4 protein-coding genes and 1 riboswitch are annotated in these 6000 nt (G+C 57.5%); of the genes, 1 reads left to right on the forward strand and 3 read right to left on the reverse strand.

Annotated elements, in window-relative coordinates; translation table 11 throughout:
* Positions 1-49 precede the first annotated feature (49 nt).
* The 3 genes from ABEV74_RS18010 to metA are packed head-to-tail and all read right to left on the reverse strand — an operon-like array spanning position 50 to position 3372.
* Complete coding sequence (locus tag ABEV74_RS18010; RefSeq protein WP_213529154.1) at positions 50-1225, reverse strand: trans-sulfuration enzyme family protein; 1176 nt, start codon at positions 1223-1225, stop codon at positions 50-52.
* Positions 1222-2394: an aminotransferase class I/II-fold pyridoxal phosphate-dependent enzyme gene (locus ABEV74_RS18015; RefSeq protein WP_201024074.1), complete on the reverse strand. Its 1173-nt coding sequence runs from the start codon at positions 2392-2394 to the stop codon at positions 1222-1224. The genes ABEV74_RS18010 and ABEV74_RS18015 overlap by 4 nt, the downstream gene beginning before the upstream one ends.
* A gap of 60 nt (positions 2395-2454) precedes the next feature.
* Positions 2455-3372 (reverse strand): homoserine O-acetyltransferase MetA, encoded by a 918-nt coding sequence (gene metA / locus ABEV74_RS18020; RefSeq protein WP_062491592.1) that lies wholly within the window; start codon positions 3370-3372, stop codon positions 2455-2457.
* 98 nt (positions 3373-3470) lie between these two features.
* Positions 3471-3575: riboswitch (SAM riboswitch) on the reverse strand.
* Between the two features lie 618 nt (positions 3576-4193).
* On the opposite strand from metA, the gene corA reads away from it, so the two are divergent.
* On the forward strand, positions 4194-5129 hold the full coding sequence (corA, locus tag ABEV74_RS18025; protein WP_062491590.1) for a magnesium/cobalt transporter CorA: 936 nt from the start codon (positions 4194-4196) through the stop codon (positions 5127-5129).
* Positions 5130-6000: the final 871 nt, after the last annotated feature.

Raw genomic sequence — 6000 nt, forward strand, 5'->3', positions numbered from 1 at the left:
AAAACGGCCGTCCCTTTCGGACAGCCGTTCTTTCTCCCGATCAGGCGCGCTACGACCCGCGCAGCGCCGCATCCAGATCCTCGATCAAATCGTTAATGTCCTCGAGCCCGACGGAGTAACGGACAAGTCCGTCCGTAATGCCCCGTTCCGCCCGGACTTCCTTCGGCATCGCCGCATGCGACATCATCGCGGGATAAGACAGGATGCTCTCGACCGCGCCCAGGCTGACCGCGACGAGCGGCAGCCGGACGCGGCTGAGCAGCGCCTTCGCCCGCTCCCCGCTGCCGACGTCGAACGAGACGACCGCGCCGTATCCGCGCGACTGCTTCTCATGAATTTCGCGTCTCGGATGGTTGGCCAGGCCCGGGTAATAGACGCGCTCGACGGCCGGATGCGCTTCGAGCCATTCGGCCAGCCTGCGCGCGCTTCGCTCGCTGGCTTCCATGCGCGCCTGCAGCGTCTTCATGCCGCGCATCAGCAGCCACGATTCCTGGGCGCCCAGCACGGTGCCGAGTCCGTTCTGCAGCTGCTTCAGCCTGCGCCCGAGACGGTCGTCGGCCGTTACGGCGAGACCGGCCAGAACGTCGCTGTGACCGCCGAGAAATTTCGTCGCGCTGTGGAGGACCAGATCGACGCCCTGCTCGATCGGGCGCTGGTGATACGGCGTCATAAACGTATTGTCGAGCATCGTAAGCAGCCCGTGTTCCTTCGCCCAGGCCGTCACCTGCGCGATATCGGTAATTTTGAGCGTCGGATTGGACGGCGTTTCCATGTATACCGCTTTCGTGTTCGCCTTGCGGGCCGCCTTGACCGCTTCGAAATCGGTCATATCGACGAACGTCGTCTCGATGCCGAGCCGGTCGAGAATGGACGTAAGCAGCCGGTACGTTCCGCCGTACACATCCTCGGTCACGATCACGTGGTCGCCCGCCGACAGCAGCAGGAACGAAGTCGAGATCGCCGCCATGCCGGAAGCGAACGCAAAGCCGCGCGCGCCGCCTTCCAGCAGCGCAATGTAATCCTCCAGCGCCTGCCGCGTCGGATTGCCCGAACGGCTGTAGTCGTATGGCGGCGGCTCGAATATATTATGATGATGAAAGGTGGAAGCCTGATAGATCGGCACGCTCGAAGCGCCGGTATGCTCGTCGATCTCGGCGCCGAAGTGCAGCAGCTTGGTCGCGAAGGCGCGCTCTTCCTTGTTTCGATGGTTGTCCGAATGGCTCATAGAATCGATGACTCCTCCCCGACCTCGCGTCTTGCGGCGTCCAGCGCCTGCTCAAGATCCCCGATCAAATCGTCGATATGCTCGATGCCGACCGACAGGCGCAGCAGTCTGTCGTCGACGCCGACGCGGCGCCGGATGTCCTCCGGTATGTCGGCATGCGTCTGCACCGCCGGATACGTCATCAGCGATTCCACGCCGCCGAGGCTTTCCGCGAAAGCGATCAGCCGGATATGGCGAAGAATCGGCTCGACATAGCGGGCGTCCTTAAGCCGGAACGAAAAAATGCCCGTATTGCCCGACGACTGGCGCCGCTGAATATCGTGTCCGGGATGGTCCGGAAGCGCCGGATAATAGACGGTCTCCACGGCCGGATGGTCGCGCAAATATTCCGCAAGGCGGGTGGCGTTGTACTGATGGCGCTCCATGCGCAGGGCAAGCGTCTTCATCCCTCTCATGAGCAGCCAGCTGTCCTGCGGTCCGAGCACGGCGCCGATGGAATTGTGCAGAAACGCCATTCGCTCGGACAATTCCTTGCCTTTCGTAACGATCAGGCCGGCCAGCACATCGTTGTGGCCGCCCAAATATTTCGTCGCGCTATGCACGACAATATCCGCTCCGAGCTCGATCGGCCGCTGGAAGAAAGGCGTCAGCAGCGTATTGTCGACGATCGTGAGCAGCCCTTGCGCCTTGGCCCAGGCGCAAATCCGCTCCAGATCGGTAATCATCATCAGCGGGTTGGTCGGCGTCTCGATCAGAATCGCCTTCGTATTCGGCCGCTTAAGCGAAGCGACCGCGTCCAGATCGTTCGTGTCCGCATACGATACCGTTACGCCGAACCGGCTCATGACCCGTTCCAGCAGCCGGTATGTACCGCCGTACAAATCGAGGGACACGATCAGATGGTCCCCTTGCTCGAACAGGGCGAATATCGTCTGCAGCGCCGCCATGCCCGAGCTGCAAGCGAAACCCGCGTCTCCGGACTCCAGGCGGGCGGCCGCTTCCTCCAACACCGCGCGCGTCGGACTTTTCGTCCTCGCGTAATCGAAGCCGGTGCTCTCCCCAAGCTTCGGATGACGGAACGCCGTCGCCTGATAGACCGGGAAGCTGACGGCTCCCGTTACCGGTTCGCTGATCGAACCGATTTGCGCCAATACGCTTTCTATTTTCATCTTATTATCCTTCTCCTCATCCGTCAGTATGCGTCGCAATCGAGCTTGGCCATTCGAACGTCAGATATAAGCGCCAAGGTCGTAAGGGGTTTGCTGGTATACGTAATAATTGAGCCAGTTGGAGAACAGCAGATTCGCATGGGCGCGCCATGTCGACAGCGGCGCCTTCGACGGATCGTCGTTCGGGAAATAGTTTTTCGGCAAGCCGATCCGCAAGCCCTTTGCCCTGTCCCGGTCATATTCCCATTTCAGCGTCAGCGGATCGTACTCGGCATGGCCGGTGACAAAAATTTGCCTGCCGTCCTGCGAAGCGACGATATAAATGCCCGCTTCCTCCGATTCCGACAAAATTTCGAGTTCGGGCACCTTCTCGATATCTTCCCGGCGCACCTCCGTATGGCGGGATTGGGGGACAAAGAACGTTTCGTCGAAGCCCCGCAGCAGCGGCACGTTCTGCTTCTGGACCGTATGCGGAAATACCCCGAATATTTTTTCCGGCAAATCGTATTTCGGCACGCCGTAATGGTGGTACAAGCCGGCCTGCGACGCCCAACAGATATGCAGCGTCGAAGTGACGCGGCGGACGCTCCAGTCCATAATTTCCTTCAGCTCGTCCCAGTAGTCGACCTGCTCGAACGGAAGATGCTCCACAGGCGCGCCCGTAATGATCATGCCGTCATAATATTGGTCGGAGATATCGTCGAACGTTTTGTAAAACGCCTTCAGGTGCTCTGCCGACGTATTTTTGGACGTATGCGTGCGTGGATGAATGAGCACGATCTCGACCTGAAGCGGCGTGTTTCCGATCAGTCGGAGCAGTTGGGTCTCGGTTGTCTCCTTGGTCGGCATCAGGTTCAGGATCGCGATGCGGAGCGGACGAATGTCTTGGTGATACGCTACGCTCTCGTCCATGACGAAAATATTCTCGTTGTTTAAAATTTCCTTTGCGGGTAGGTTGTCGGGCACTTTGATCGGCATACCGCCCACTCCTCTTCTAAAAATAGTCGTTTGCCTGCGGAATAAGAAAGACCCTTTCCCGATTGAGAAAGGGTCATGGTTAACATTCCGATTCGCCTCTCTCATCTCTCAGAAACATACGTTTCCGCAAGAATTAGCACCGTGCTGTATAGCCGGTTGCCGGGCATCATAGGGCCAGTCCCTCCGCCTGCTCTTGATAAGAAAGATTGAAAAAGTATTCAGTTGTTCAGGGCTTAGCATTAACTTTAATGCATTCCGGTATGCGCGTCAAGTGATATTGCATCATATCTTAATATACCGGAACCGTTTCGCGGCCGATTCGATTACAGGCCGGTGCGTAAAGGCGGATCGCGGGTGATTCGATGATAGGCCGGTGCGTAAAGACGGATCGCGGCCGATTTCGTTGACAGGCAGTGCGTTAACGAAGGATAGCGGGGGCAGGACTGTAGCCGATCAAGAGGCGCGGGACAACTGCCGATTGAAAGGCGCGGGACAGCTTGGAATCCGTCGCGGCTTTCCTCTTGAACGCACATGGGAGCGGGAGTATACTAGACAAGGACATTTTCTAGCCGGGCAAAAAAAGGAGTGACGAAAAGAACATGGAAGGTGACCGACCGAAGCCTGCCATCAACAAGAAGCAATGTTACAAAACCGATACCGGACGAAGCAGGGGACCGGCGGCCGAACGTCCATGGCCTTAAGCTGATCTTCGAAGATTGCCCGAGCGGCGAGTCGTATTTCTGGCGAAAGCTGCGTCTTGGCCGCCGATCGCTCTAGTCCGTCCGGTATGTCGGATGTACGGAAGAAAGGAGCGATCGCTAATGAAAATCCGTCATGTTCAGGACGGCATCTTTACACCTGTGGAAGATATCGAAAAGACGTTATTGAAGCCGGAGAAAGGCTTCTATTGGATCGACGCCAATCTCGAAGACCTGGTCGTCCTGCAGCCGTTGTTCGGCATGCACGATCTGGCGGTGGAGGACTGCCTGAGCGAAGAGGAGCAGCGGCCCAAGATCGAGGTGCACGACACGCATTATTTTATCGTAATCAACAGTATCCGCTTCGACGATGAAGAAATTTTTCTAAGAGCGCTCAATATTTTTCTCGGACCGCACTACATCATTACCGTTACAAGGCAGAAAATCAACGAACTCCGCTCGCTGAAGCCGGTTCTTTGGGAGCAGGAGGTCGACCGGCCCGACCGTTTTCTGTATCATCTCGTCGACCTTGTCGTCGACAGTTATTTTCTTGTCGGCGACCGGATCGAAGCGCGGATCGAGAAGCTTGAGGAAGATATTTTGATGCATACGAAAAAATCGCATCTGAACGAAATTATCGGGCTGCGCAGCGAAATATTGTGGCTCAAGAAAATGCTCGGACCGCAGAAGGATGTCATTGCGGCGCTCAACAAAAAGGAACTGAAGCTGATCGATTCCGAGCTGCAGAAATATTTCGGCGACATCTACGAAAATGCCCTCAAAATCGCCGAGACGTTCGAAACGTACCGCGATTTGATGGGCAACTTGCGCGAAGCATACCAGTCGTCGCTCGCCGGCCGCGCCAACGAGATTATGCGCGTATTTACCGCTTTGACGACCATTTTCATGCCGCTCACCTTCATTACCGGCGTGTACGGCATGAATTTCGACTATATTCCGGGGATGCACGCGAAGAACGGCTCCCTCATTTTGCTCGGCGTGATGGCCCTTGTCGGCCTCGGCATGTTTTACCTGTTTCGCAAGAAAGATTGGCTTTGAGCACGGCGTGCGGGCTGAGACGGTCGCGGGGCATCGCGACCGTACTGGCCATGCCGGGCCGCGGCGTACGCGGCCACCGCTGTCGGGCGGCCATGCCACGCTGTGGCTTCCAGGCATCCGCTGTCGGGTGCCATGCCACGCTGTGGCTTTCGGGGCCACCGCTGTCGGACTGGCCATGCCAGACCGTGGCTTCCTATGTCTCCGCTGTCGGGTGCCATGCCAGGCCGTGGCTTCCAGGCATCCGCTGTCGGGTGCCATGCCGGGCCGTGGCTACCTATGTCTCCGCTGTCGGACTGGCCGTGCCAGACCGTGGCTTCCTATGTCTCCGCTGTCGGACTGGCCGTGCACAGGCCGGCTTCCACGGCCTCCGCTGTCGGACTGGCCGTGCACAGGCCGGCTTCCACGGCCTCCGCTACCATTGCCTATAAAGGCTGGTTCTGCGGAGGCTTTTTGCTTGACTGACTCTGATATTCCGCTGTATTATCGGCTACATTTCCGCTGCGCCTCCCCGCAGCTCCCTCAGCTTCCCGCTTCCCTCCTGTACCCGCTTCCCGGCACGCTGTCACGCCATTTTGGTCGCTTTCTCCTTACCCGCAGCATTCGTCCGTCCTACCTGTAGGCATTCGTCCGTCCTACCCGCGGCATTCGTCCGTCCTACTCTCAGGCATGCCTTGAAGAGTTTCACAACCGACAATTCCGGCTCTATTGCATATTTTGCAATAGCCTGACCTGGAGGATCCCGAATTCGGCATTTTCATTGCACAAAATACAACAAAACTCCGCTCTCTCGCCAAAAAACCCCTAATATTTGGAATTGTCATTGTATTTTCTGCAATGATTCAACCCGTCACCCCCCATTTGCGCTACTTCA

This window comes from Paenibacillus cisolokensis, assembly GCF_050481165.1.
Taxonomy (GTDB): Bacteria; Bacillota; Bacilli; order Paenibacillales; family Paenibacillaceae; genus Paenibacillus_AH; species Paenibacillus_AH cisolokensis.

Coding starts and splice junctions, on each gene's coding strand:
- corA (WP_062491590.1), top strand. CDS start 4,194: ATGAAAATCCGTCATGTTCAGGACGGCATCTTTACACCTGTGGAAGAT.
- metA (WP_062491592.1), bottom strand. CDS start 3,372: ATGCCGATCAAAGTGCCCGACAACCTACCCGCAAAGGAAATTTTAAAC.
- ABEV74_RS18010 (WP_213529154.1), bottom strand. CDS start 1,225: ATGAGCCATTCGGACAACCATCGAAACAAGGAAGAGCGCGCCTTCGCG.
- ABEV74_RS18015 (WP_201024074.1), bottom strand. CDS start 2,394: ATGAAAATAGAAAGCGTATTGGCGCAAATCGGTTCGATCAGCGAACCG.